Below are 24,596 nucleotides of genomic sequence, written 5' to 3'. Positions count from 1 at the left end.
GTATGTAGAATCTTGTTTATCATAGCCTAATGAGGACTTCTTCACAGGACAGGCACGCTCGCCCATACCGGATGGACACCGCCCCCGATCCCACCATAGCCTCGGCATGCTAGACTACGCAGTACTGTACAACCATCGAAAGACGACACATGAAGGTACTTGCCATCATTCCCGCCTATAACGAAGAAGCCTGCCTCGAGAAGACGGTCGAGGCGCTCAGAGCAACGTGCCCTGACGTCGACTACGTGATTGTCAACGACGGGTCGAGCGACCGCACGGCTGAGATTATCTACGATCGCGGCTTCAACGGAATCAACCTCCCCGTGAACACCGGTCTCACCTCAGGTTTCAAGGCGGGCATGAAGTATGCCCAGAGAAACGGCTACGACGCGGCAGTGCAGTACGACGCCGATGGCCAGCACCTGCCCTCCTTCATACCCACGATGGCCGAGTCCCTTGAGCGCGAGGGAGCAGACATTGTCATAGCCTCGCGCGTTCTGAGCGGCGAAAAGGTCGGCGGCCTGCGCGGCGTTGGGTCCAAGATTATCTCGCTGCTTATACGAATGACCGCCCACACAACGATCACCGACCCGACCTCGGGGATGCGCATGTACAGCTCGCGCATGATCGACCGGTTTGCTACCTCCTTCGACTGCGCCCCCGAGCCCGACACCATCGCGCTCGCCGCCCGCAAGGGGTTCAAGGTGATTGAGGTGCCGGCCCAGATGCAGGAGAGGCAGGGTGGCGAGAGCTACCTCAACATGGGCAACGCCATCGGGTACATGGCGAGAACGTGCCTCTCCATCATCATGTCCTGCGTACTAAGGTAGGTCCGATGCTTCCCGTCTATCTCCGCGTTCTTCTCGTCCTCGGAGCCGTTGCCGCGCTCGCCCTCGTTGGCCGCAAGGTCAAGAAGGAGAAGATCCTCGTCGAGGACGCCGTGTTCTGGGTCGTGCTCGCGGCGATCTTTGTGCTTCTCGCCCTCTTCCCGGGAATTGCCATCAGCCTGGCGTACGCGCTCGGCTTCATGTCTGCCAGCAACTTCGTCTACCTGGCCATTATCGTCCTGCTTCTGTGGAAGGTGTTCTCCAACTCCGCTGAGATCTCACGCCTCAAAAGCAAGGTCAATGAGCTCACCCAGGAAATCGCCCTCTCGCAGCACGAGAAGGACGAGAGGTGAGATAGGCACTCCCTAGATGGCCCCGGCCAGGAAGAGGACCCTGAGGGCGACTTCCTCCAAGGGCTTCTGACGGAGACGAACCGGGGCGAGCGCCTTGCGGAGGCGGCCGCCCTGCAGGAAGCGCTCAATCAGTCTCCTTCTTTCTTCGGGCAGATCCCCCCCAAAGCACTGGTAATATCGTTGCAGCTGCCCGGTAATCTTCACGAGGTCCCCCCCGGCAAGAAACTTCCTTACCCGATAGAGCAGGAGCGTGACGGGCGATGCCCCCGTAGGGCTGACCGTGCCCCCCGTGCGACGATAATCGAGGGAGATGAAGTCGTCGAATATGAGCTCTCCCAGTCCCGCAGCGATGAGGCCCAGCCACCAGTCGTGACCGTAGACGCCCTCTGACCCCGCGGCAATCGCCAGCTCCGCTAGTCTCCTGTTGATGACGGTGGTGTTCCCTGACACCATCGTCTCGTAGAGAAGCGTCTCAAAATTAACCCCGATACGGTTGAGGTGGGACCTCCCAAGAGGCTGCATGTCAGAATCGCAGAACATGTACTCGCTGCAATAGAGGAGGGGGACATCCTGGCCCCTCTTACTGAGCTCGCGCACCGCACGCGTGAGCTTGTCCCTATGCCAGACATCATCCTGGTCACAGAGAGCAATGAACTCGATGTCCGAGGGGACCATGGAGAGCGCACGGATGAACGAGGGGACGACGCCCATGTTCTCGCCACGCTCGAGCGTCAGCCTTCCCTCGCGCTCGAACCCCTCGAGAATTTGCAGCGTCTCATCGGTGGAGCCATCATCCCTCACGTAGAGCCTCACTTGGACGTCACTCTGTGCAAGCACACTCTCAATCTGCTCGACGAGGAATCGGGCTCCGTTGTAGGTGGACATTATCACCGCGACAATGGGGTGGACCTGTTTCATGTAAAATCTCCCAGACGAACGACCGTGCCTTCCCATCTTATCCAAAACGGCTTGGCATATGGGCAAATCGACTGGAGACCAACGTGACCGCACCAGGGCAGGATATCCTCTTGAGCTTCATCGTCCCCTGTTACAAGGTCGAGAGGTACCTCCCGAAGTGCCTTGACTCCCTCCTTGCCCAGACGCTCGACCAAATCGAAATCATATGCATTAACGACGGATCACCCGACAACTGCCTAGGCATCCTCAGGGAGTATCAGCGGCGTCATAGCGACAAGATCGTCGTCATCGACAAGGAGAACGAGGGCACCTGGAGGGGGCGCTGGGACGGCATAGCCGTGGCGCGCGGCGAGTACATCGGCTTTCTCGATGGTGACGACTACGCGGAGCCAGACCTTGCCGAGACGCTCTATCAGACCGCGCGCACCGCAGACGCGGACATTGCCGTCTGTGGTTTTGAGCGCACGGAGCTGGGAACCGGCAGGGTCCTCTCCCGCGAGCTCTGTGGGGCCTCCCCCTCCTTCAGCATAGAACGCGACCCGGGCCGCCTTGTGGGCCTCAACACCGCCCCGTGGAACAAGTGCTTCAGGGCCAGCGTGCTCAAGTCCATGCGAGACCTGGACAACCCTCCCTCCGTGGCCGAGGACGTCGCCTTCCACCTCCTCGCTTACCTCGACATGAGGGGCGTCGTCGCATTTGCCCCGAGGCCGCTCGTCCATTACATGGTCCGATCGGACTCCGCCATGAACTCCATGGGCATGGCGCAGGTGAGGCCAGTCCTGGACGCCTTCCTTGAGATAAGGCGGCACTACGAGGCTGGCCGCCCCGAGCTTCTCCCCATGCTCGACCTCATGGCGTTTCTCCACTTAGGGGTCTCGTTCGTCTTCAGGCTCTCCTGCGACCCGACGAACGACATCCGGGGCGTCATCGACGAGATGACGAGGTATCTCGACGAGTTCTTCCCCTCATGGTCGCGCTCCCCCTATCTTCGCCTCTCGTACGTGAGGAACGCCGGAGGGGCGTTCAGGAAGCTCTGGCTTGCGCAGGGGCTCTACCGTGCCGGCCTCATGCCGGTATCCCTCTCCGCATACCGGTTCCTCATTTCCAGGCTGGGAATAGACATCAAGTGGTAGGCGCCGCCAAGGCCTAGAGGTCGACGGGGACCCCCCGGAGCTTGCGGAGGGCGAGGACCGTATACCATTTGAGCGGAGCCAGCAGAAAGCCAAGCCTCCCCGAGGGCTCCCGCATGACCTCCCGGAGCGCATCGCGCAGACGTGCGGAGCTCCGGCGGTCCGCGCCCCACTTGAGAAGAAGGCGGTAGTAGGTCATCTTGGCGCACCGGAGGGCCTCCTCGGAGGCATATCGCTCTGCGTATGCGACGAGCGTCCTCCCATACCCTATCTCGTTCCTGGCATAGGCGTCGTCAAACGTGACCGTGGAGGAGTAGCTGGTCGACCCCTTCCTCTTCACGTGGCGATAGGCCGACCACGGCTCGCAGAACACGTGGACTGCCCCCATGCAAAGGAAGAGGAAGGCGTTTCTCCTGTCGCCGGGATAGAAATCGAACTTGCGCATCTCCATGAAGGTCGAGCGCGCGTCGACGTACTGCTCCCGCCGGCACATGAGCGTCCCGCTCTGCCCGGGGAGGCGGCTGTAGAAGCAGTCCCTGAAGTCGTACGTCTCGCTCGGGCAGTCTGGGTATCGCTCGCCGTTGGGGACCGAGTCCTCCCCAACCACCACACAGTGCGTGTAGGTGGCGGAGCATTCCGGATGCGACTCGAGGTAGTCCACCTGCGCCTGGAGCTTGCCCTCATAGAGGAAGAAGTCATCGCCCTCGAGGTCGACCAGGTACTTCCCTCGCGCCCGGGCGTAGAGGTCCTCCCCGTTCCTCACGGCACCGAGGTTCTTCTCGCGCAGGATGAACTGGAAGTTTTCGGGGAACTCCGGGCGAATCCGCCTGAGGACCTCGGCTGTTCCGTCTGGGGAGCAGTCCTCGCCGACCAGCACCTCATACTCGAAGCTGACCTTCTGGGAAAGGATGCTCCTCAGGCACTCCTCGATGTAGCCCTCGTGGTTGTACGTGGAGACGAGAACGCTGACAAGTGGCCCCTGCATCCCCCCGCTACCTCCCGCAAGAAAGGACGATGTCGCAGATCCAGTCCACGTCCTCAGGCGCGAGGTCCGCGTACATGGGGAGCGTGAGCACCTCGCTTGCCGCGCGCTTGGCGACGGGCGTCTGGGAGGAGTCGAAGCGGCCCTCGTAGCACTCGTAGTCGCTCACGAGCGGGTAGAAGTACTTGCGCGGGTGGATGTCACTGGCCATGAGGGCGGCGTAGACGTCGTCGCGCGTGGCGCCGAACGCCCGCGCGTCAAACGTGACGGGCAGGTAGGCGTAGTTGTAGCGCACGTCCCCCCGCGGGCGGAAGACCCGCACGCCGGACACGCCCTCCAGGCGCTCCCAGTAGCGCTCCGCCACGTGACGGCGCTTCTCGATCTCCTCGTCAACGTGGCGCAGGTTGCAGATGCCCATGGCGGCGCAGAACTCGTTCATCTTGGCGTTGCCGCCCACGTACTCCACGGACTCGGTGCCCGTGATGCCGAAGTTCTTCCACTGGTCGAGGAGGCTCTTGAGCGCGTGGTCGTGGAAGCAGACCGCGCCGCCCTCGATGGTGTTGAAGACCTTGGTAGCGTGAAAGCTGAACATTGACGCGTCGCCATACGTTGCCGCGGAGACCCCGTCCCTGAAGACGCCGAACGCGTGCGCCGCGTCGTAGATCACCTTGAGGCCGTGCTCGTCCGCGATGCGCTGGATGGCGTCCACGTCGCAGAGGTTGCCGTAGACGTGGACGGGCACGATGGCACAGGTCTCGTCATCGATGAGACGCTCGACGGAGGCTGGGTCGATGGTGAAGTCGTCCTCCTTGATGTCCGCGAAGACGGGCGTGAGACCCTTGCGCACGATGGCATGCGTGGTGGAGGCGAAGGTGAAGGGCGTGGTGATGACCTTGCCCCTAAGGCCCATCGCCTCGAAGACGCACTCGAGCGCGTTGTGACCGTTGGTGAAGAGGGCGATGTCATCCACCTGGAGGTAGCGCTCGAGGTCGGACTCCAGCTGACGGTGCTTCTCGCCCATGTTGGTGAGCATGTGCGTCTCCCAGAGCCGGGAGATCTCCTCCGTGTACTCCTCCAGGGAGGGCATAGAGGAATGGGTGACCCAGATGGGCGTCTTGTGCATAGGGCAGGCTCCTCACGCTCGCGTGATTGTGCGGGAATCATTATCCCCGTTCCGCGGCCCCAATTCTATCGCATAAGATGAGTGTGGCCCTAAAAGCATATGCTGGGAGCATTATGAACCGATTCAACCTCTGCGTCCTCGCCCTCTGCGCCCTCGCCGCGATTGCCTTGGGCCTCCTGATTGCCAAACGACTCCGCCCCCTCACCGCTGCCTCGCAGAGCGTAAGGGGGCAGGAGGTCATCGTCCTCCTAGGCATTCTCCTCATAGGCTCCATCGCCATATACGGGAGCTTTCTGCTGGGACGGTCCGCCTTCGCCTATCTTGACGCTGGGTCGGATACCTACGAGGTGTACGTCCCGTTCTACACCAACCTCATCGAGGGGATAAGGAGCGGCAGCCTGGGCGCATGGAACTTCGAGTACGGCCTGGGGGCTGCCGCGACGAGCTACCAGTCGTGGCTGCTCGACCCCTTCAACGTTGCTCTTATCCCCTTGGGGCTCCTCCTGGGAAGCGGGCGTCTCTCGCTCGCCCTCGCGCTCGTCCAGATTCTCAAAATCGTGGTCTCGGGTCTTGCGTTCGATCTCCTGCTCAAGCGCTACTGCGAGACCCCGTTCGGCCGCATCGTCGGGGCGTCCTTCTTTGCCTTCGGGGGCTTCCTCCTGCTCTGGGGCCAGCACTACTGGCTCGGCAGCGTCTACGCGGTCTTTGCCGTCGGCATCCTCCAGTTTGAGCGCCTGATGGAGCTCTGGAGCGCCCCGCGCTTCTGCTGCGTTGCGCTCGTCTCGGCGGTCAGCGTTGGTTGGAGCGCGTACTGCGGCTTCATGTCCCTGCTCGGAGCCGCCCTCTACTGCCTGCTCCGCCTCGTCCACGCCGCAGACGGGGAGCACGGGACGAGGCGGGTCGTCATGGGCACGCTCAGGCTCTGCCTTCCCGTCCTCTGCGGGGTGCTGCTCGCGGGCGTCGCGCTCGTTCCGTACGCGAGCTATCTTCTCGGGGAGACCTCCCGGGTCACGTCGGGGGCGCAGTCGTCGATCACCGAGCGCGCTGGCTCGTTCCTCCTCGGCTTCGTCCCACTGCGATGGGTCCCCATGGTCCTCAGCCGTTTCCTAGGGAGCGGGCTCATCTCGAGTGGCGCCGCCATTCCGGCAGAGCTCGTGCCCCCCACTGAGAGCTTCCCCTACGTCAACTGCTATGAGCTGATCGTTCTCGGCTTCGGACCGCTGGCCCTCGTCCTTCTGCTTCAGTTCTTCCACTGGGTAGCGAGGGACTGCAGCCGAAAGGACCGTGCCCTCGTTGTCATCGCAAGCGTCCTCATAGCCCTGTACTGCTTCAACGAGTTCCTTCCCGCGCTATTCAACGTGTTCGTCGAACCCAAGTATCGCAGCAGCTTCGTCCTGGCGGTGCCCGTCTGCACAGCCTTGGCCATGGGGTGGGAGAAGCGCGTCCAGGCCGGAAGGGCGTCCCGCGCTGCGCTGCTTGCCGGCGTCATTCCCACCGTCGCGATTCTCATCTGGTCGGCCGTCAACTCGGTCAACGGGAAGTGGCTTTGCCTTGCATGCCTCATCATCACGGCTGCGTTCTGTGCCATCGCGCTCCTCTCCTCGTCGCAAGGTGAACCATGCCATACGTTGGCCCGGCATTCTGTCAGCTGCGTCGTCCTCGCGGGGCTTGCCGTGGCGGGGTGCGTGCTCGACGGATTCTATGTCACGCAGGTCCGCGCCACCTGCGCCAGCGATGACTTCCCCTCCCGCGAGGCGGAAGCCGCGCAGGACACGCTCGACGCTCTGGCGTGGATCCGACAGAGTGACGACGGACTCTACCGCATCGAGAAAACCTACGTTGACTCCTGCTCGTACAACGACGCACTAGTGCAGGGGTACTGGGGCGTGAACACGTATAACTCCACGACCGACGGGGATGTCGTCGAGTTCTATCGGACGCTCTGGCCCGACGCCTACAACGGCGACAGCGCCGTTCAGGACTTCAGGGCCGATGTCGACGGATACTCCCTGCTCTCCCAACTTGGGGTCAGATATCTGCTCTCCAAGGATCCCATCGCGGACAGCCGCTTCACTCTTGTCAAGCAGGTGGGGAGCGTCTACATCTATCACAACGAGGGTGCCACGCCCCTGCTCTTCACCCGTGAGACCATCATGAGCGAGGGTGACCTCCAGGCCCTTCCCACGGACACCGCTAGGCACATCGCCGCCCTGAATGCCATAATCGTGTCTGACGACCTTGCCACCCCCTCCGGGGAGCAGAGGCCGGCTGAGCTGTCATCTCGCTTGGAGCTCGACGGGACGGACCGGATTATCGGCACCGTCGAGTCATCCGCCGCCACCGTCTCTTGCCTCTCCCTCCCCTACAGCTCCGGCTGGAGCGTCCGAATCGACGGGGAGGAGGTCGAGACCTTCCGGGCAAATCTCGGTTTCATCGGATTTGAGGTCCCTGAGGGGACGCACGCCCTGGAGGTGAGCTTTTCGCTTCCGGGACTCCGGCAGGGCGCCATGCTCAGCGTCGCCGGAATCGCCTTGACTGCCGCGTCATGCGTCGTCGGCGCCAGGGTGGCGGCAGGGCGCGCTCGTAGAGAGTCCCTAGACTAGCGTCTGCCCGTCAGGTCCTTGAGCGTGGACAGCAGGTAGGTGAGCTCCTCGACCCTGAAGAGCTGAGCGATGCCAAGATAGGCCAGCACCATTACGACGACCTGCAAGAGGATGGTCGGGAGGTCAGAGAAGCCCGCCAGGGGCACCACAAGCGTCATGGCGGCTGCCACGGCGGCCATAGCGAACGCGGGCAGAATGTCCCTCACCTGCTCGTGGTATGCATAGCCGATGACGCGCCTGTTCGGCGAGGCGTTGATGAATGTGCTCAGGATGCCCGAGACCATATACCCGGCGACGATGAGGCCAAGATCGCGCAGAACAAAAACCGTAAAGGCGAGGATGACCACGCCCACGATCTTCTTGATGACCTCGAGCCTAAGGAAAAGGTCGCTCCTTCCCATGCCGTTGAGCACTTGGAGGTTGGTCGTGTGGATGGGAAGAAGCGCGTAGACGAAGCAGTACATCTGCAGGAACGGAACACAGGGCACCCAGGCTTCGCCGAGGACGAGTCTCACGATGGGCTCCGCCGCGGCCGCAAAGAGCGCCATGGCAGGGGCCACGAGAAAGGTGCTCGTCTTGAGCGCACGGCGGGCCAGGCGCTTGACAAGCGTGAGGTCGCTCTGCGCATGAGCAACTGCGGAGAGCATGACGGGCTGGATGGCGCCATCGAGAAGCATGCCAACGGCATTCGGATATCTTTTGCCCTGTGAAACGTAGCCGAGGTCGGAGCTGGTGAACACCTTGCCGATCATGAGGTCTGAGAGGCTCTGGTAGCCCTGGTCGAGCAGGCCGGAAGCGAGGAGCTTCCACCCAAAACGGAAGAGAGTCACTGCTCGATCCCGCTCGAAGACGAGGCGGGGCTTCCAGGGGACCTGCAGCGCCAGCACGAGGCACTTGCATCCCTGCTGAACGAGCTGCTGGAGCACGAGGGCCCAGATTCCTCCCCCTGCGAGCGCGACCCCTATGCCTGTTGCCCCGGAGACCACGCCCGCCGTGATGGTGGCGCGGAAGGTCTTGTGGAACTCGAGGTTGCGAGCGACGATGGCCTCTTGGATGGAGTTGTACGCATTGATGACGAGCACGAGGACGAGCGCGCGCAGCGGGGTCACGGCCGCCGGCATGGCATAGAAGTCGGCAACCGCGGGCGCGGCGCAAAAGACGATCGCATAGAGCACCACAGAGGTGGTGAGGCTCATCCAGAACACGGTCGAGTAGTCTCGCTCCGTGGCATCCGGAGCCTGGATGATAGCGGTGTTGAGGCCGCTTTGGACGATGACGTTGCCAATGTTCACGAAGACGAGCATGATGGCGAGCATACCGAACTCGTCCGGGGAGAGGAGGCGCGCGAGAACGACCTGGATGAGGAGCGTCACGACCGCAGTCCCACCCTGTTCGAAGAGCTTCCAGAACAGGGACCTTATCGTTGACATCTTGAAGTCGCTCGTCGGCACGCGGACACCCTCCCCAACACGCGGCCTCCCGTACCGCCGCGCACGTCTGTTTGGCTCAAAGGCGTATTGTATACTAGGAATTCGCAGATACGAGCACCTACGCATCCATCCCCTAGGAGTCAACATGAACGATAAGCCCTTGTCCCTGGACGCCCTTCTCGCCGATGGGTTCACCGAGCGCTTTGCGCGAGAGTACCTCGACATCCTGGAGCGCGAGAAGGCAAGCGGGATGTACGACCCCGACTACCTTGCCTGGTCGCACGCTCACGGCTTCTGCGCCGAGTCCGCCTACGCCTATGGACTCAACGAGGACAGCCTCGATGACTACCTCTCCGACTACGACTACTGGCGGCTCTGGCCGCTCAACGGCTGGGAGCGCATCTGGATCAACGACAAGCTAACGCTGAACGCCCTCGTCCAGGACTCGGACCTCGCACGCTACGTGCCCACCTACTTCTACTACAGCCGCCCCGAGGGGCTCCTTCCCCTTGCCGGGAGCGACTATGCCCCCGGGATAGACGGCCTTCTCGCCTGCCTGCACCGTGAGGGGGCCTTTGCCTGCAAGCCGAGCAACGGAACCGAGGCGAGCGGCTTCCACAAGCTCGAGTGGCGTGACGGATCCTACCGACTCGACGGCGAGGAGGTGACCGAGGCGGGCGTGCGGGACTTTGTGGAGAACAACCCCAACTACGTCTTCACCGAGTTCATCCACCCCGAGGCGAGCCTCGCCGCCATCAACCCGCTCATCCACACCATCCGCGCTCTCGTGATCAATCCCACGGGCGTTGCCCCCACGCCCACGATCGGCTACCTCCGCTTCGCTCTCGAGGGTGCAAACGAGGGCAACGGTGCGAACTACGTCCCGCCCACCGAGGACCAGATCGGCGCCTACAACGTTCAGATTGACCTCGAGACCGGCGAGTTCGGCAACGGCAAGCTCGTCTTTGCCAACCGCGTGGTGGACTCCCCATGCCACCCCACGAGCGGCATCCTCGCCGAGGGCACGCTCCCCTACTGGGACGAGGCCAAGGAGATGATGCGACGGCTCTCCCTCAAGGTGGGCGCCTGCGAGTATCTGGGCTTCGACGCCTGCATCACCGACAAGGGGCCGAAGATCATGGAGATAAACTCCCATTCCGGGATCAAGTACCTGCAGCTCTTCCACCCAATCTGGAAGGACGAGACGCTTGCGCCGTACTATCGCGAGAAGCTCGCAGCCATCGACGCGCTTGACGAGGCGGGCCGCACGAGAAGAAACGCGATCGTGCGGTAGTCAACCACCCGACCTTACCTCTTTGGGCCTCCCCGCCATTGACTGGCGAGGAGGCCCAAAGAACGTCGCGATGGCAACTGTCCCATTGCAGTGAGTGACGGCTTTCGGACGGATGGGGCCAGCTTGGAAGCCCCATCCGTCCTAAAGCCGTCACTCAGCCCCAAGGGAGAGAAGCCTGCCCTAGGACTCTTCCCCGGCCTCGTCCGTGGTCTCCCGGACGATGAACTGCGGCGTGCCATTGGCGGGCAGGACGAGGTTGCCCACGTACTCGCCGATGATGCCGAGCGTGAGCAGGATGAGCCCGAAGAAGAAGAGCAGTATGCAGATGATCGAGGACCAGCCGGCCGGCACGTCCGGCACCACGATGCGCCGCACGAGCACGAAGATGGCATAGAGGAAGCCCGCCGCGGCCGAGATGACGCCGATGCACGAAACCATGCGCAGCGGCAGCACGGTGTAGTTGAAGTACGAGAGCCAGAGCTTGGCGAGCTTGCCGAGGGTGTAGTTGGAGCTCCCCTGCTCGCGGGCGTGGTGCTCGATCGTCACGTTGCCGATGCGGTTGGTCATCCGGCCGAACAGCGCCTCCACGTACGGGTTGTAGTTGCGGTACTGGATGACCTGGTCGCGCACGGCGCGGGTGATGAGCCAGAAGTTGCTCGTCTCGATGTCCCTGGGACGCTCGAGGAGCTTCTGAGCGGTCACGCGATTGAGCCAGCTCGTGAAGTTCTTGATGGGTCCGTTGGCCGACTGTCGGTAGACGCCGTAGACCACGTCATAGCCCTCCTCCATCTTGCGGATGAGGGCGGGAATCTGCGAGGGGTGGGTCTGGAGGTCGTCGTCCATGCCCATGACGAGGTCGCCCCTCGCGTGGTTGAGGCCGCACATGATGCCGTTGTGCTGGCCGAAGTTGCGCATGAGCGTGATGCCGTGCACGCTAGGATGTTCCTCGGCGAGGCGACGGATCTCCGCATAGGTGCCGTCAGGAGAGCAGTCGTCAACGAGGACGAACTCGCATTCGTAGCCCGGCAGGCGCTCGAACTCCGCGAGTGTGAGGTCAACGACCTGACGAATCGAGTTCTCGGAGTTGTAGCACGGGATGACGATGGAGACGAGCATGTGAGACCTTTCAGGGAGCCTTGGTTCTATGCCCCAAGAGCATACACGACGATGCCGCACACGATGAGCGCGAGGGCAATGGCCTTGCGCCCGCTCATGCGCTCATGAAAGATGGTAACGCCGAAGAGGGTCACCCAAAGGTAGCCCGTGGCGTCGAGGATGGGGCCCATGGAGAGCGGGATGCCCCGGTACGAGAGCACGGAGAGCAGCGTCGCGCCAACGAAGAGCACGTACGCGAAGATGACGAGCGGGTTCAGGTACTCCCCCACCACCGACCCATGCTCGCGCGTGGCGCTCTTCTTGAGCATGACCTGTGAGACCGCGCTCACGAGCACGCCGAGGAGGTTGAGCGCGGCGAATGCGAGGACAGTGCCGCTCACTGGGCGTCACCGCCCCTCTTGCCCTGCGGGCCGTTCTCGTCCCTCTCGGCGAGCGAGAAGAGCACGACGCCCGCAAGGACGATGAGGGCGCCGAGGACCTTCAGGGGGGACACCCGCTCATGGAAGAGAAGCACTCCCCACACGATGCCCCAGAGCACCGTGACCGCCTTGTTGGCATATGCGTAGGTGAGCGGCAGGCGCTTGATGACCTGCTGCCACCCGATGGCATAGGCGCCGAGGAGGGCTATCATGCCGCCGTAGCAGGCAATGAAGCCCAGGCTCATGAAGTCGAAGCCCGCCGCGAGCTTGGCGCAGACGCTCGAGAGCGAGTAGACGGCGAGCATCACGTGAAGGGCGACAAGCGCCTTGCCCTCGCCGCCCCCCTGCCTCTTGGTATTCGTGCGGACTTCCACTATCCCCTGAGCTCCTCCTTGAGCCTGCCGAGGTACTCCGCGAGCTCCTCCTCCCAGTCGCGGGGGTGGAAGCCCGTCGCCTCGATCTTGGAGAGGTCGAGCGCGGAGTGCGCGGGGCGCGGGGCGACGGGGCCCGTCGCGCCCGCGTAGTACTCGGCCGTGGGGACGGGCACGACGGCCCCGCCGTTGCCGTTGGCTGCGTCGAAGGTGGCGCGCGCTATGTCCGCCCAGGTGCGCACGGCGCCGGAGCCGGTCATGTCGTAGGTGCCGTAGGGGGCGCCCGAGTCCAGCAGGTGGAGGATCGCGGCGGCCATCTGGTCGGCGAAGGTGAGCCTGCCCTCCTGATCGTCCACCACGGTCACGCGCGGCAGCTCGCCGGCGGCCACGCGGTCGGAGAGCCCCCACATGGTCCTCACGAAGTTCCTCCCGTCGCCGATGACCCACGAGCTGCGCAGCACGTAGTGCCGCGGGCACGTCGACACGGCGAGGTCCCCCGCCGCCTTGGACTGGCCGTAGACGGAGAGGGGGCTGAGGGGCTCGCCCTCGTCGTGGACCTCCCTCGTCCCGTCGAAGACGTAGTCCGAGCTGACGTGCACGAGCGTGATGCCGTGCTCGGCGCATACCCTGGACAGCAGCGCGGGGCCGGTCGCGTTTGCCTTCCAGCAGGCGGCGCGGCCCTCCGGGGTCTCCGCGGCGTCCACGGCGGTGTAGGCGCCGCAGTTGATCACGGCGCCGTAGAGCGACCAGTCGTAGCGGCCGTACTGCGCGGGGTCGGAGAAGTCGAAGGTGTCGATGTCGCAGTAGTCGAACGTGCCGGCGTCCGGGCGCGCCTCGGCGGCCTCGCGCACCGCGCGGCCGAGCTGCCCGTTGCAGCCCGTCACCAGCGTGCGCCTGGGCTGCATGGGCTCCACGTCCCTCAGGAGCGGGTGGTGCCTGTCGGCCTCCGAGAGCTCGCACTCCCCGAGCGGGATGGGCCACGGTATGGCGAGCTCGGGGTCGGCGAGGTTGACGAAGGTGTAGGTCCTCTTGAGCTCCGCGGACCAGTGGGCGTCCACCAGGTAGGTGTAGGCGGTGCCGTCCTCGAGCGCCTGGTAGGAGTTGCCGACGCCGCGCGGGACCAGGATCGCGCGCGAGGGGTCGAGGGTCGTCGTGTAGGCCCTCCCGTAGGTGGGGCTGCCGGCGCGCAGGTCCACCCACGCGCCGAAGACCGACCCCGCGGCGACCGAGACGAACTTGTCCCAGGGCTCGGCGTGGATGCCGCGCGTGACGCCGCGCTCGAGGTTGTAGCTCACGTTGTTCTGGACCCAGCGGTGGTCCGGCAGGCCGAGGCCCCCGACCATCTTGGCGCGCTGCCAGTTCTCCTTGAACCAGCCCCGCGAGTCGCCGTGGACCGTCAGCTCGACGACGACGAGCCCCTCGATGCCGGTCTCGACCGCGCTCAGCTCCTTCTCGAACTCCATGCGTCCCCCTACTGGCCCTGCTTGGCGTACTTGGCCTCGGTGGCCGCCTTGGCCGGGCGCCACCATTCCTCGTGCTCGCGGTACCACGCGATGGTGGCGTCGAGGCCCTCGGAGAAGTCGGTGTGCCTGGGCTCCCAGCCGAGCTCGCGGCGGAGCTTGGCGGAGTCGATCGCGTAGCGGCGGTCGTGGCCGGGGCGGTCGCGCACCCAGTCGAAGTCGTCCTCGTCCCTGCCCATGGCGCGCAGGATGGCGCGGAGCACCGTGATGTTGTCCCTCTCGCCGTCCGCGCCGATGAGGTAGGTCTCGCCGATGCGCCCCTTGGTGAGGATGGTCCACACGGCGGAGCTGTGGTCCTCGGTGTGGATCCAGTCGCGGACGTTCCTGCCGTCGCCGTAGAGCTTGGGCCGGACGCCGTCGATGATGTTGGTGATCTGCCGCGGGATGAACTTCTCCACGTGCTGGTAGGGGCCGTAGTTGTTGGAGCAGTTGGAGATCGTGGCGCGCAGGCCGTAGGTCCTCACCCAGGCGCGGACGAGCATGTCCGAGGCCGCCTTGGTGGAGGAGTACGGGGAGCTGGGGTGGTACGGGGTCTCCTCGGTGAAGCGGGCCGGGTCGTCGAGCGCGAGGTCGCCGTAGACCTCGTCCGTGCTCACGTGGTGGTAGCGCACGCCGTGCCTGCGGCAGGCCTCGAGCAGGCGGTAGGTGCCCTCCACGTTGGTGCGCAGGAACGGCTCCGGGTCCGCGATGGAGTTGTCGTTGTGGGACTCCGCGGCGTAGTGGACGATGGCGTCGTGGCCGGGGACCAGGCGGTCCAGGAGCTCGGCGTCGCAGATGTCGCCGACCACGAGCTCCACGCGCTCGGCCGGCAGGCCCGCGATGTTCTCGGGGTTGCCGGCGTAGGTGAGCTTGTCGAGCACGGTCACGTGCACACCGGGGCAGTTGTTGACGACGTAGTGCACGAAGTTGCTGCCGATGAAGCCGCAGCCGCCGGTGACGATGATGTTCTTGGGCTCGAAGGTCTCGGCCATGTTCTTTCCTCCTCCTTTTGGAGAGCCTGCCTCAACGCATGTTCTGACGATTCTATCCCATGAGCATGTTGCTCACGCTACCACCATGGCCGCGCCGAGCCGCGCATACGGCAGCCACGACCACAAGCGAGAGAAGTGAGACCGCGTTGGCAACGTGCTGTATGGTCGTGCCGGCATACCAGACGCGTATGGTCCCGGAGGCATCGTTCACGCCAACCTCGACGAAGCCGTCCTTGCCCTCGGAAACCGGCAGGGCCTCCCCCGTCTCCGCGTTGACCGCCGCGTATCCCTGATACATGAGCAGGGGCACCGAGACAGTATCCCCCGCCTCCGCCCCCGAGTAGGAGACGTAGGTGGAGCGACCATCCCGCCAAGCCTCCAGCTCGATCGATGGGTCGGAGGCCGTTGCCACGCATCCCCTGTCCGCCAGGTACGCGTCAACATAGAACCAGCCTCTGTCAGGGTCATAGTAAGGGGACTCCGTCGAGAACACATTTGCGGGAACGTACTCTCCAGAGCCGACGTCGAGGGAGGAGTACGGGAGGCGCTCCGAGAGCGGAAGTGGAGAACCGTCCACGACACCGCTCTCAATCTGCCCGCGCAGGTCCAACCCAACAAACACGACGGCAAGGAGCAGAACCAGGCAGCCCAGCACGGTCGGCAGGGCGACTCCTGCGGGTCGGGGCGCAGGCTCCAACGCCGCCTCCTCCCCCGCCAGCTGCGGGGCAGGACCGTCATAGGCAATCGCCAGAAGCAGGGCAATCGAGAGCTCCGCAAACACGTAAATGCGCCACGGGAACTGCAATACTCCAAGGACTCCCTGGAGCAGGTCATGCGGGAACAATGGAGTCTGGAACCATACGGCAAGAGCTGCCACAAGGACAAGGGATGCGCAGAAGGAACCCCTCCCCCTTCCCTGTCCCACCCGCCAGCGCAGGGCAAAGGCGACAAGCGCCAGAAGGGCGATGAGGAGCCCCGCCTTATAGAGCCTCTGTGGGGCATCGATGCCCATAAGCGAAAGAAGGGTCGTCCTGAGCTGAGAGGGCAGGACAATGCCGGAGAGGGGGACGGTGAAGTCGCTCAGGATCGTCTTTCCGTTGTCCACCGCAGAGCTGGTCACAAAGAAGCTCTCGGAGAGCATCTGCTCGAGCATCGGAAGGGTGTACCAGAGCGTGGCGAGAATCGCGACCGCGGCGGAGAGGAGAATTTGGGTCGCAGCACGCCTGTTCACACGCCTGAAGCTGACCGCGAGCATGAGGAACAGGACCACGAGCAGCAAGACGATGTTAAGCGGGTGCGCCAGGAGCGTTCCCCCGGCGCCGACAGCCAGCAGGACCCACCCGCGCGGACGGTCGGTGAAGAGGACGCGATAGAACCCGGCGATGGCGAGCGGCGCGAAAATCCAGACGAGCCCCCTGCCAACACACGATCCGACCACCTCCCCATAGAGCGTGGTCGACAGGACCGCGTAGAAAAGTCCCAAGGAGAAGCCCAGGGCCTTCGTCGAGCTTGTCACCTCGCGCATCAGCAGACGAAGCGAGAGGTAGCTGCCCAGCAGCATGGCAATGAGCAGCAGCCTGTACGCCGTATAGACGGAGACGCCAAGCGAGGACAGGAGGGCAAACGGGTAGAGGAAGATATCCCCGTAGAAGAGCGGGGACCCATAGCCATAGCCGTCAAGCGTCGTCGTATACACCCTGAAGGGGAAGTCCGATAGGTCGACGCCCAGGCGAAACTCCTGCGACAGGGCATCAAGGCGCTGGAGATGGAAGGCGATATCATCCCCGAACGGTAGGAAGTTCCAAATAAGCAGAACCAGAAAGGCCAAGTAGACAACGGTCAGAACCCGCAGGGCGAGGGCAAGGACCTCCGAGCGACGAACGGTCATGCCTCCTCCGCTATCACGTAAAGCGGCCTTCTCTTTACCTCCGAGTAAACCTTAGAGAGATAAAGTCCCACCAGGCCGACGCCAAAGAGAATGGCGCCCCCGAGAAGCAGAATCACGCACATCAGCGAGGGCCATCCCGCGACCGGGTCGCCAAACGCCAAGGCGCGAACAAGGACGAACACGAGGAAGAGCATGGCAAGGAGGCAGGTCAACAGACCGAGGATGGAAATGAGCTCGAGTGGCACGGTAGAGAAGGCAACGATGCCCTCGAGCGCGTATCGGGCAAGCGAAAAGAAGCTCCAGCTGGACTCACCGCGTTCGCGCTCGATGTTCTCGTAGGGAATCCAGGCAGTCCTGAATCCGACCCATGAGAAAATCCCCTTGGAGAAGCGCGAGTTCTCCGGTAGGGAGAGAATCGCCGTGACAACCCTCCTCGTCATGAGGCGGAAGTCGCGGGCCCCGCTCTTGATCTCGACGTCCGAGATTCGGTTGATAATCCCGTAGAACCGCTCGGCGAACCAGCTGCGTATGGGAGGCTCCCCCGCGCGTGTCGTCCGATAGGCCGCCGCGACGTCAAACCCGTCCTCGAGTCTCGCAAACATCTCCCCAAGAAGCTCCGGGGGGTCCTGAAGATCAGCGTCCATAACAGAGATGAACTGAGAACCAAGGTCCAAGGCTTTCCTCAGACCGGCAGCAAGCCCCGCCTCCTTTCCAAAGTTGCGGGAAAAGGAGACGTAATGGACCGACGGGCGCTTTGCGTGCTCGCTACGGAGAATGGAAAGTGTGTCATCCGTGGAGCCGTCATCGACGAAAACATACTGGATTGGCTCGTCCAGCCACCTCGAAAGAGCAGGTTCTACCGTTCCCATCCGCTTGAACAGGACGGGAAGAGACTGCTCCTCATTATGGCAAGGAACCACTACGCAGAGAGACCCTCGTTCCACTCGAGCTCCCTAGTCCTTGTACGGCCTGTCCGGCGCGATCTTGCCCTCGGCCACGGTGCGCAGATGCGCGCCGTAGTTGGACTTGCCGTAGCGCTCGGCGCACTCCAGCAGGCGCTCGCGGGTGACCCAGCCGTTCTCGTAGGCGATCTCCTCGGGGACCGAGACCGGCAGGTCCTGGGCCGTCTCCACGGTGCGCACGAACTGGGAGGCCTCGAAGAGGCTCTCCATGGTGCCGGTGTCCAGCCACGCGTAGCCGCGCCCGAGCGTCACCACGTCGAGAGAGCCGTCCTCGAGGTACATGCGGTTGAGGTCGGTGATCTCGTACTCGCCGCGCTCGGAGGGCTCCACGCGCGCCGCGTAGTCGCACACGCGCCCGTCGTAGAAGTAGAGGCCCGTCACGGCATAGCTGCTCTTGGGGTGGGCGGGCTTCTCCTCTATCGAAATCGCGTTGTAGTCCTCGTCGAACTCCACGACGCCGAAGCGCTCGGGGTCGTCCACGCGGTAGCCGAAGACCGTGGCACGGCCCGCCTCCGCGTTCCTCGCCGCGCGCCTCAGGTGCCGGCCGAGGCCGTTGCCGTAGAAGATGTTGTCCCCCAGGACGAGGGCGCAGGGGTCGCCGCCCACGAACTCGCGCCCGATGACGAAGGCCTGCGCCAGGCCGTTGGGCTCGGGCTGCACGGCGTAGGAGAGCGAGATCCCGAAGTCGGAGCCGTCGCCGAGCAGGCGCTCGAAGTTGGGGAGGTCCGCCGGGGTGGAGATGATGAGTATGTCCCTGATCCCCGCGAGCATGAGCGTGGAGAGCGGGTAGTAGACCATCGGCTTGTCGTAGACGGGCAGGAGCTGCTTGCTCGTGACCGTGGTCAGCGGGTAGAGCCGGGTGCCCGAGCCGCCCGCGAGGATGATGCCCTTCATGGAGTCTCCCTCCAGCGAGTTCTTCTCTGCTACCTGCACATCATACGACAAGAGTGACGGATGGAACCTACTTGGCCTCGAGCCAGCGCTTTCTGCTCCAGAAGTTCCAGAGTGCCACGATGATGGTGGCCACCACCTTGGTAGCCGTCACCGCGAGGGCGCCGTCGCCAAACGCCTGGGTCCCCGCCCAGATGCAGGCGGAGTTAATCACGAGGCCAATGATGGAAAGAACCACAAAGATGACGAACTCCCGCTCGCGAGAGAGGTCCTCGCGGCGCGTGAACACGTAGCGCATCGAGGCAACGTAGTTGAAGACCACTGAGATCGTGAACGAAATCGCGGACGAGAGGACGGGATCCCAGCCGACGACCTGAGACAGCAACATGAGGATGCCGTAGTCGATGACAAAGGCAATCGCACCCACGACGCCGAACTTGAGAAACTGTTCAACAAGGGACCTGAGACTCATGGTTCTTCTCCGGAAGCACTCCTGCACAACATGGAAGAGCATGCCACGGGGACGGAGCGGTGACAACTCCTCCGTCCCGGGTTATAGGACAAAATGTGTGTCTCGGCGGAACGCCTGTCCTAGTCCAGCCAGAAGGTATACGGGTCCTTGTGGTGGAGCTCCTCCCAGACTACCCGGTCGCCCCACTCCGGGCCCCCGTCGTCGCGCTTGGGTGATGCCGAGTAGGTCCTGTAGAGCAGGTCGATGTCGTCGTCCGTTGGCATGGAGGCGAGGATTCCGCGCGCGTCCCTCGGGCTCTCTGTGTGCAGGTAGCACCACCAGAAGACCGCCTTCACGCGCCGCATGGTCGACATGCCGCGATGGTTCCTGAGCATGTCCCGGAGCTGCGCGTTGACCCCTCCCTCGATCGCGTTGTTGGTGCGCGGCAGCGGCCCCTCCGCCGTCAGTGCGGGGTCCAGGTAGGTGAAGAGGGTCCCCCGCGAGACGAGCCGCGAGAGCGAGGAGCGGGCCTTCCTGAGCCTCTCGTGGGTGAACTGGCGCCTCCCGTCGACGTACGAGACGTCCTCGAGGAAGTCGGCCCAGAACTCGCACCACTGCAGGTAGCGCTCAACCCACCAGTCGGCCTGGCGGAGCGTCTCGAGGTGCATCAGCTCGAGCGCGAGCGCGTAGAGCTCCCTGCCCGCCTGGAGCCTCGGGCGCGAGGTGGTGTAGCGCCTCACCTGGCAGAACGCGTGGAAGAGGCACCTCTGCACGCGCGTCCTCGGCCACGCGCGGCGCCTGGCCCTCTCGAAGCCCGTCCCGCCGTCGCACACCACCACGTCCGGGGCCGGGATCGGCGCCATCAGGGCCTCCCACGCCCTCGAGGTCTCCGACTGCGCCATGTACCACGACACGACGAAGCTCCCGTCGTGCGCGATCAGGACCACGAGGTCGCGGGCGAGCCATATCCCGTCGACGAAGAGCACCCTGCGGACCTCCCCGGTCGGCTCGGGCATGGGCCACACCCGCCAGAACCCGGCGGTCCTCCTCCTGAACGTGCGCCCCTGGCCGGGCATCGAGAGCTGGGTGTCCTTCGAGGTCAGCCACGCCAGGAACTCACCGAGCCTCGCGGCCGTGTCGTCGTAGGAGAGCGTCGTGGAGGCGCCGCAGGAGCCACACCTCCACCTCTGCGCGCCTGCGCTCGTCTTCCCGTTCCTCTTCATCGCCGCCCCGCAGGAGGGGCACCTGACCGCCTTCATCCGCGAACCTCGATTCCGCCGGGTTTAACGGTCGGATTTTCCGTCATCGACCTGCGGAAACGAGTTGCGAACGGACACACTTTCTGTCCGAGTGGTTAAATTCGCCACATGGATTTAAGGCCGAGAAAAAGGGGCATCGACCTGCGTCGATGCCCCTGAAACGGACACACATTTTGTCCTATATCCCTCCGTCCCCGTGGCACGTGGCACAAAAAGAGGGGCCCGTCTAAGCGGGCCCCTCCCAAGTCGCCGTGTCCCGAGCTTAGAGCTTGCGGACGTTGGAGGCCTGGAGCTTGCCGTTCTGGCCGGTCGTGACGTCGAACTCGACAGCCTGGCCCTCGTCCAGCGTCTTGAAGCCGTCCATCTGGATCTCGGAGTAGTGAACGAACAGGTCGTCCCCATCCTCACGGGAGATGAAGCCGTAGCCCTTGTCCGGATTGAACCACTTGACAGTACCCTGAGCCATGTCGTGCCTTTCTTTCTCTGCCCCGCGGGGCAAAAGCTGCGCTTGCGCGCGATACCGTGACCGTTTGGCCACGAGGGATATCTTACCCCGAAACCGCCTCCGATTTCCGAGAAAACCGCTCAGCGCCGAATTAGGCCCGCGTGCGGGGGTTCGCCCGATGCGGCGCACGAGTTCGGCATAGCCCTGCCTTCTGCAGCACGCGCCTAAGGAAGGATCGGACGCCACGCTCTCGAAGACGATGCTCGAGCGCGAGCGCCCTTCTCTCCCGCATGGGCATGTTCGCACGGTAGCAGGCATCAAGCGCCATGCGGCGCGTCGTACGTGGCAGGCACATCGCTGCGATATCAGCCTCTGTCCAGTAGCGGGAGAGAATCTCCCGAAGCCCCTCGGCCACGGACCGATATGCGGCATCGTCCAGCTTGAGCGCGTCGTAGAGCGAGAAGTCGAGGGAGAAGGACACGAGGTCGGCCGCATGGTCGTCCAGGAACCCTCCCGCGCTCCAGTCCGCAAGGATGCGCTCGACCACCTTGTTGTGCTCAAGCATCTTGGCGCCAAAGTCCGCGCGCAGGCCACTCATGAGCGAGCCCTCACGCACGATTTGGTACTCGTAGAGCTCATCGGATATGAGCGTGGTACGCAGCGAGCGCGGGTAGACGGAAAAGCAGAAGAGCTGGTCCTCGCCGAAGCGCAGGCCCTCGTCGAGAATGACGCCACTCTCAAGGAGGAAGCTTCTCCTGAGGGCGAGCTTCCAGACGAAGGGGCGCGAGGCCTCCTTGAGCAGGAGGTCCATGCTGAAGGAGTCGTAGGTGACGTCGCGCGGGTGGAGCGACTCGGAGAGCCACTCGGGGCAGGGGGCGTCGTCCGGGTAACAGCGACCACCAAAGACGAGGACGTCAGAGCCGGACTCGTCGAGGGCACTGACGATGCGCCCGCACGCGCCCGGGAGGTAGCGGTCGTCCGCGTCGAGAAAGCTCACGTAGTCCCCACGCGCCGCATGGATACCAGCGTTGCGCGCGGCGGAGGGCCCTTGGTTGGCTTGGTCAATCACACGAATCCGGTGGTCTTTGGCCTCCCATGCGGCCAGCCGCTCGCGAGAGCCGTCAGTGGAGCCGTCGTTCACGCAGATGACCTCAAAGTCGCGAAACTCCTGCATGGAGAGCGACTCGAGGCATCGGTCCACCCAGCGCTCGACGTTGTAGACGGGGACGATGACGCTGAGGCGGCTCACAGCGCGGCCCCCTGGGCGTCGATCCTTCGCTCAGAGCGTCCGAAGAGTCTGAACCAGAGGACACGTGCCACGAGGGCGGGCCCTCCCATGCGCAGGTAGCGCCTAAGGGCGCCCGCGGCACCCGCGGACGCAGCGGCATCGCGCTCAACGCAGAACGCCGCAGGGTCCGCTACCATCGCGCGCAGGTCCGCCTCCGCTGCAGGCTCAAAGAGCGCGAGGTCGACCTCTCCCCTCTCGAGGGCACCAGAGAACTCCTCCGCAGCACGAGCGACGAACGCCGGGCGCAGCTCCGGGGCGAGGCGATCGTAGTTCCAGAGGTAGCTGTCGAGCTTCATGCGCTGCAGGATGGCAAGGAGCCGTCGCTCGTCGGCGGAGCCTCGAGCGCGAACGAACTCCTCCATGGAGGCGTACTCGTCGCAGACGCAGAAGACCTTGCCCGGGTTGTTGACCGAAGAGCCCTCGTTATCCTGGCGGTAGTTGAGGACCGGCGCGGCGAGGAATGCGACGCGCCGAGCAGAGGCCCAGACCTTGAAGTTGAAGCCGGAGTCCTGATAGGAGGCGCCGGGCGTCTCGAGGAAGCGGATGCCGTCATCAACGAGGAAGTCTCGACGATAGAGCGCCGACCAGATGGAGGGCTTGCGAAAGAAGACGGCAAGGTCGTCGAGCGGTCGGAGCACATGGCCGGCCTCGACCTCATCCACCACGCGGAAGAGCTCGCGCCGTTCCTCCGGACGGGACCAGTAGAGATAGAAGTTGGCCTTCACGACCTCGGCCTGATTCATCTCGGCAGCCTCGTGGAGGACGGCGAGGGCATCGGGCTCGAAAAAGTCATCCGACTCGAGAATCGCCACATAGCGCCCGCGCGCAGCATCGAGTCCGCGGTTCATGGAGGCGCCATAACCGGAGTTCTCCTTGTCGATCACGCGAAAACGCGAATCGGCGTCGAGGAAGCGCTGGATGATGGCGCGCGATCCGTCCGTGGAGCCGTCGTTTATGCAGATGGCCTCGAAGTCGTCGTAGGTCTGCCCGACGAGGGACGTGAGACACCTCTCGAGGTAGCGTTCAACGTTGTAGATGGGGACGAGGACCGAGACCTCGGGCGCCGGCGCGGCAGCCCCTGACCCACGCGTCATGAGATCCCTCCGTCCCGCCTAGTCCTCGGGCATATAGCGCCCAGTGAAGTGGTTAAAGGCGCTCTCCAGCACGAAGAGCGGGCCCTCCGTCCTGAGGGAGAAGCGCAGCTCCTCCATGAGGTACGCGAGGCGCGACTTGCCGTACGGAAGGCCCCGCTGCTCGGCAAAGAACTTCTTATTGAACGGGGAGATCCGCTCCGAGCGCTCCACGATGCCGGGGTCCATCTTGGCCACCATCTCGTGGACTCGCTTGACCACAAGCGGGTTCTTCATGCCGTCGTCGTAACGTGCCCCGTGGGCGTAGTTGAAGCCGCGCACATAGTGGCCGGCGAGAATGCGCTCATCCGTGATGCCGAGCCTCTCGATAATATCGAGCATGTCGTCCCAGCGGTCGAAGGGGCGCTCCACCGCCTCGGCAGTCTTATGATGCCGCGTGGACCCAGGCAGGTCGCGGCGGTAGTTGTAGTAGGCATGGTCGAGGTAGACGATCGCCTCGCCCTGGCACATGGTCTCAACCAGGAAGGGGTTGTCGGCCCAACCCGCGCCGGGGTACTCCGGGAAGCGGATCTTCTTTTCCTCGAGGAAGCCACGGCGGTAGATGGCCGACCAGATGGACGGGTGATGCTCGATGAGCAGAGGGTTCTCCGACAGCGTGAACGGGCGCTCCGAGGTCTGAATCTTGCCCTTCATACTGCACCTGTGCGGATGCTGCTTCTTGGGGTTGTCCCAGTCGCAGATGTCCGTCCACGGGGTCTTGACGATGTCAATGGTCTCGTCGAAGCTCGAGGCGAAGGCGAGCATGTCCTCGTACATGGTGGGGTCGATCCAGTCGTCCGGCTCGATGATGGAGACCCACTCGCCCTTGGCGAGGCTGAGACCGCGGTTGCAGCCCTGACCGTAGCCACCGTTCTCTTTGTCGATCACGCGGACGCGCGGGTCCTTCTCCGCATGCGCGGCCATGATGGCCCGCGAGCCGTCCGTGCTGCCGTCGTTGATGCAGAGGACCTCGATGTTCCGGTGCGTCTGGGCCTCGATGCTGTCGAGGCACTGATCGAGGTACTTCTCGACGTTGTAGATGGGCACAATGACGGAGACGAGCGCCTGGGAGTCGTTGCGCATGCGGTCTTCCTCCAAGGTTTGCGTTGGGCTGTTCTGCAGTCTTTCCATCATAGCGGTTCTTCTCGCGCATTCCTCATTTGGGTCGCAAGCGCATACTGTCTCCCCGCCTCTTCCCTGATTTGAAAATAGTAAACTATCTGAG

The 24,596-nt window shown here is 63.8% G+C and carries 23 protein-coding genes; 5 read left to right on the top strand and 18 right to left on the bottom strand.

Annotated elements, in window-relative coordinates; all coding sequences use genetic code 11:
• Positions 1-149 precede the first annotated feature (149 nt).
• Together BQ7391_RS07210 and BQ7391_RS07205 are read left to right on the top strand one after the other, a co-directional pair.
• Positions 150-830, top strand: a complete 681-nt coding sequence (locus tag BQ7391_RS07210) for a glycosyltransferase family 2 protein (protein ID WP_075279981.1) — start codon at positions 150-152, stop codon at positions 828-830.
• A gap of 5 nt (positions 831-835) precedes the next feature.
• The gene (locus tag BQ7391_RS07205) at positions 836-1,180 is read left to right on the top strand and encodes a DUF2304 domain-containing protein (protein ID WP_075279980.1); all 345 of its coding nucleotides are present in this window, start codon (positions 836-838) and stop codon (positions 1,178-1,180) included.
• A gap of 12 nt (positions 1,181-1,192) precedes the next feature.
• On the opposite strand, the gene BQ7391_RS07200 is transcribed toward BQ7391_RS07205, so the two are convergent.
• Positions 1,193-2,098, bottom strand: coding sequence for a glycosyltransferase family 2 protein (locus BQ7391_RS07200; protein ID WP_075279979.1), 906 nt, complete (start codon positions 2,096-2,098; stop codon positions 1,193-1,195).
• A 110-nt stretch (positions 2,099-2,208) separates the two neighbouring features.
• On the opposite strand from BQ7391_RS07200, the gene BQ7391_RS07195 reads away from it, so the two are divergent.
• The gene (locus tag BQ7391_RS07195) at positions 2,209-3,231 is read left to right on the top strand and encodes a glycosyltransferase family 2 protein (RefSeq protein ID WP_075279978.1); all 1,023 of its coding nucleotides are present in this window, start codon (positions 2,209-2,211) and stop codon (positions 3,229-3,231) included.
• A gap of 13 nt (positions 3,232-3,244) precedes the next feature.
• Here BQ7391_RS07195 and BQ7391_RS07190 read toward each other — a convergent pair whose 3' ends face one another.
• Both BQ7391_RS07190 and BQ7391_RS07185 read right to left on the bottom strand, forming a co-directional pair.
• Positions 3,245-4,213 (bottom strand): glycosyltransferase family 2 protein, encoded by a 969-nt coding sequence (locus BQ7391_RS07190; RefSeq protein WP_075279977.1) that lies wholly within the window; start codon positions 4,211-4,213, stop codon positions 3,245-3,247.
• A 7-nt stretch (positions 4,214-4,220) separates the two neighbouring features.
• A complete protein-coding gene (locus tag BQ7391_RS07185; RefSeq protein WP_075279976.1) occupies positions 4,221-5,333 on the bottom strand; it encodes a DegT/DnrJ/EryC1/StrS family aminotransferase in 1,113 nt (370 codons plus the stop codon).
• Positions 5,334-5,446: 113 nt separating this feature from the next.
• On the opposite strand from BQ7391_RS07185, the gene BQ7391_RS07180 reads away from it, so the two are divergent.
• Positions 5,447-7,936 (top strand): YfhO family protein, encoded by a 2,490-nt coding sequence (locus tag BQ7391_RS07180; protein WP_075279975.1) that lies wholly within the window; start codon positions 5,447-5,449, stop codon positions 7,934-7,936.
• Here BQ7391_RS07180 and BQ7391_RS07175 read toward each other — a convergent pair.
• Entirely contained in the window at positions 7,933-9,387 is a 1,455-nt protein-coding gene (locus BQ7391_RS07175) for a lipopolysaccharide biosynthesis protein (protein WP_159437355.1), read from the bottom strand. The genes BQ7391_RS07180 and BQ7391_RS07175 overlap by 4 nt on opposite strands.
• A gap of 124 nt (positions 9,388-9,511) precedes the next feature.
• Here BQ7391_RS07175 and BQ7391_RS07170 point away from each other — a divergent pair, with 124 nt between their 5' ends.
• Entirely contained in the window at positions 9,512-10,660 is a 1,149-nt protein-coding gene (locus BQ7391_RS07170) for a sugar-transfer associated ATP-grasp domain-containing protein (RefSeq protein ID WP_075279974.1), read from the top strand.
• Between the two features lie 180 nt (positions 10,661-10,840).
• On the opposite strand, the gene BQ7391_RS07165 is transcribed toward BQ7391_RS07170, so the two are convergent.
• The 14 genes from BQ7391_RS07165 to BQ7391_RS07100 form a co-directional block, all read right to left on the bottom strand.
• Positions 10,841-11,776 carry a glycosyltransferase family 2 protein gene (locus BQ7391_RS07165; RefSeq protein WP_075279973.1) on the bottom strand — a complete coding sequence of 312 codons (936 nt, stop codon included), beginning with the start codon at positions 11,774-11,776 and terminating at the stop codon, positions 10,841-10,843.
• A gap of 26 nt (positions 11,777-11,802) precedes the next feature.
• Positions 11,803-12,156, bottom strand: a complete 354-nt coding sequence (locus BQ7391_RS07160; protein WP_075279972.1) for a DMT family transporter — start codon at positions 12,154-12,156, stop codon at positions 11,803-11,805.
• Positions 12,153-12,569: a DMT family transporter gene (locus tag BQ7391_RS07155; protein WP_235858638.1), complete on the bottom strand. Its 417-nt coding sequence runs from the start codon at positions 12,567-12,569 to the stop codon at positions 12,153-12,155. Before BQ7391_RS07155 ends, BQ7391_RS07160 begins: the two co-directional genes overlap by 4 nt.
• The gene (locus BQ7391_RS07150; protein ID WP_075279971.1) at positions 12,569-14,029 is read right to left on the bottom strand and encodes a sugar nucleotide-binding protein; all 1,461 of its coding nucleotides are present in this window, start codon (positions 14,027-14,029) and stop codon (positions 12,569-12,571) included. The genes BQ7391_RS07155 and BQ7391_RS07150 overlap by 1 nt, the downstream gene beginning before the upstream one ends.
• An 8-nt stretch (positions 14,030-14,037) precedes the next feature.
• Entirely contained in the window at positions 14,038-15,057 is a 1,020-nt protein-coding gene (gene rfbB / locus BQ7391_RS07145; RefSeq protein ID WP_075279970.1) for a dTDP-glucose 4,6-dehydratase, read from the bottom strand.
• 52 nt (positions 15,058-15,109) lie between these two features.
• The gene (locus tag BQ7391_RS07140) at positions 15,110-16,945 is read right to left on the bottom strand and encodes a hypothetical protein (RefSeq protein WP_075279969.1); all 1,836 of its coding nucleotides are present in this window, start codon (positions 16,943-16,945) and stop codon (positions 15,110-15,112) included.
• Positions 16,942-17,889 (bottom strand): glycosyltransferase family 2 protein, encoded by a 948-nt coding sequence (locus BQ7391_RS07135; protein WP_075279968.1) that lies wholly within the window; start codon positions 17,887-17,889, stop codon positions 16,942-16,944. Before BQ7391_RS07135 ends, BQ7391_RS07140 begins: the two co-directional genes overlap by 4 nt.
• A 9-nt stretch (positions 17,890-17,898) precedes the next feature.
• Positions 17,899-18,801, bottom strand: coding sequence for a glucose-1-phosphate thymidylyltransferase RfbA (gene rfbA / locus BQ7391_RS07130; protein WP_075279967.1), 903 nt, complete (start codon positions 18,799-18,801; stop codon positions 17,899-17,901).
• A gap of 67 nt (positions 18,802-18,868) precedes the next feature.
• Positions 18,869-19,270 carry a GtrA family protein gene (locus BQ7391_RS07125; protein ID WP_075279966.1) on the bottom strand — a complete coding sequence of 134 codons (402 nt, stop codon included), beginning with the start codon at positions 19,268-19,270 and terminating at the stop codon, positions 18,869-18,871.
• 119 nt (positions 19,271-19,389) lie between these two features.
• Positions 19,390-20,508: an IS1249 family transposase gene (locus tag BQ7391_RS07120; protein ID WP_075279029.1), complete on the bottom strand. Its 1,119-nt coding sequence runs from the start codon at positions 20,506-20,508 to the stop codon at positions 19,390-19,392.
• A gap of 262 nt (positions 20,509-20,770) precedes the next feature.
• The gene (locus BQ7391_RS07115; RefSeq protein ID WP_075279965.1) at positions 20,771-20,974 is read right to left on the bottom strand and encodes a cold-shock protein; all 204 of its coding nucleotides are present in this window, start codon (positions 20,972-20,974) and stop codon (positions 20,771-20,773) included.
• A 130-nt stretch (positions 20,975-21,104) separates the two neighbouring features.
• The gene (locus BQ7391_RS07110) at positions 21,105-22,202 is read right to left on the bottom strand and encodes a glycosyltransferase family 2 protein (RefSeq protein ID WP_075279964.1); all 1,098 of its coding nucleotides are present in this window, start codon (positions 22,200-22,202) and stop codon (positions 21,105-21,107) included.
• Positions 22,199-23,335, bottom strand: coding sequence for a glycosyltransferase family 2 protein (locus tag BQ7391_RS07105; RefSeq protein ID WP_075279963.1), 1,137 nt, complete (start codon positions 23,333-23,335; stop codon positions 22,199-22,201). The genes BQ7391_RS07110 and BQ7391_RS07105 overlap by 4 nt, the downstream gene beginning before the upstream one ends.
• Positions 23,336-23,353: 18 nt before the next feature.
• A complete protein-coding gene (locus BQ7391_RS07100) occupies positions 23,354-24,454 on the bottom strand; it encodes a glycosyltransferase family 2 protein (RefSeq protein ID WP_075279962.1) in 1,101 nt (366 codons plus the stop codon).
• Positions 24,455-24,596 lie beyond the last annotated feature (142 nt).

It is taken from the genome of Thermophilibacter provencensis (genome assembly GCF_900128445.1).
Taxonomy (GTDB): Bacteria; Actinomycetota; Coriobacteriia; order Coriobacteriales; family Atopobiaceae; genus Thermophilibacter; species Thermophilibacter provencensis.
The sequence above is the reverse complement of the archived record's forward strand: the minus strand, read 5'-3'. Positions and strand labels throughout refer to the sequence as shown.